The following is a 1,119-nucleotide window of genomic DNA, read 5'->3' as shown; positions in this document are numbered from 1 at the left end:
TCAGGCGGCCATGGCCTTCTTGAGGTTCTCGTCGATCTTGTCGAGGAAGCCGGTGGTGGAGAGCCAGGGCTGGTCCGGACCGATGAGGAGGGCGAGGTCCTTGGTCATGTGGCCGGCCTCGACGGTGTCGATGCAGACCTTTTCCAGCGTGTCGGCGAAGCGCTTCAGCTCGTCGTTGCCGTCGAGCTTGGCGCGGTGCGCAAGGCCGCGCGTCCAGGCGAAGATCGAGGCGATCGAGTTGGTCGAGGTCTCCTGGCCCTTCTGGTGCTGGCGGAAGTGGCGCGTCACCGTGCCGTGCGCGGCCTCCGCCTCGACCGTCCTGCCGTCCGGCGTCATCAGCACCGAGGTCATCAGGCCGAGCGAGCCGAACCCTTGCGCCACGATGTCGGACTGCACGTCGCCGTCGTAGTTCTTGCAGGCCCAGACGTAGCCGCCCGACCATTTCAGCGCCGAGGCGACCATGTCGTCGATCAGGCGGTGCTCGTAGGTGAGCTTGCGGCGGTCGAACTCGGCCTTGAACTCGGCGTCGAACACCTCCTGGAAGATGTCCTTGAAGCGGCCGTCGTAGACCTTCAGGATCGTGTTCTTGGTCGACAGGTAGACCGGGAAGTTGCGCACGAGGCCGTAGTTGAACGAGGCGCGGGCGAACTCGCGGATCGAATCGTCGAGATTGTACATGGCCATCGCAACGCCCGCCGAGGGCGCCTGGTAGACCTCGTGCTCGATCGTCTCGCCGTCCTCGCCGACGAACTTGATCGACAGCGTGCCCTTGCCGGGGAAGCGGAAGTCGGTGGCGCGGTACTGGTCGCCGAAGGCGTGGCGGCCGACGATGATCGGCTGGGTCCAGCCGGGCACGAGGCGCGGCACGTTCTTCATGATGATCGGCTCGCGGAAGATCACGCCGCCGAGGATGTTGCGGATCGTGCCGTTGGGCGACTTCCACATCTTCTTCAGCTTGAACTCCTCGACGCGCTGCTCGTCGGGGGTGATCGTGGCGCACTTCACGCCGACGCCGTGCTTCTTGATGGCGTTGGCGGAATCGATCGTCACCTGGTCGCCGGTGGCGTCGCGGTTCTCGACCGACAGATCGTAGTACTCCAGATCGACGTCGAGATAGGG

At 65.0% G+C, this 1,119-nt stretch carries 1 protein-coding gene; it reads right to left on the bottom strand.

What is annotated here, in order from left to right:
• A partial coding sequence (locus tag AUL34_RS21675; RefSeq protein ID WP_061938845.1) for an NADP-dependent isocitrate dehydrogenase occupies positions 1-1,119 on the bottom strand: 1,119 nt, incomplete at its 5' end.

Origin of the sequence: Aureimonas sp. AU22 (assembly GCF_001463745.1) — a bacterium.
Lineage (GTDB): Bacteria > Pseudomonadota > Alphaproteobacteria > Rhizobiales > Rhizobiaceae > Aureimonas.
The sequence above is the reverse complement of the archived record's forward strand: the minus strand, read 5'-3'. Positions and strand labels throughout refer to the sequence as shown.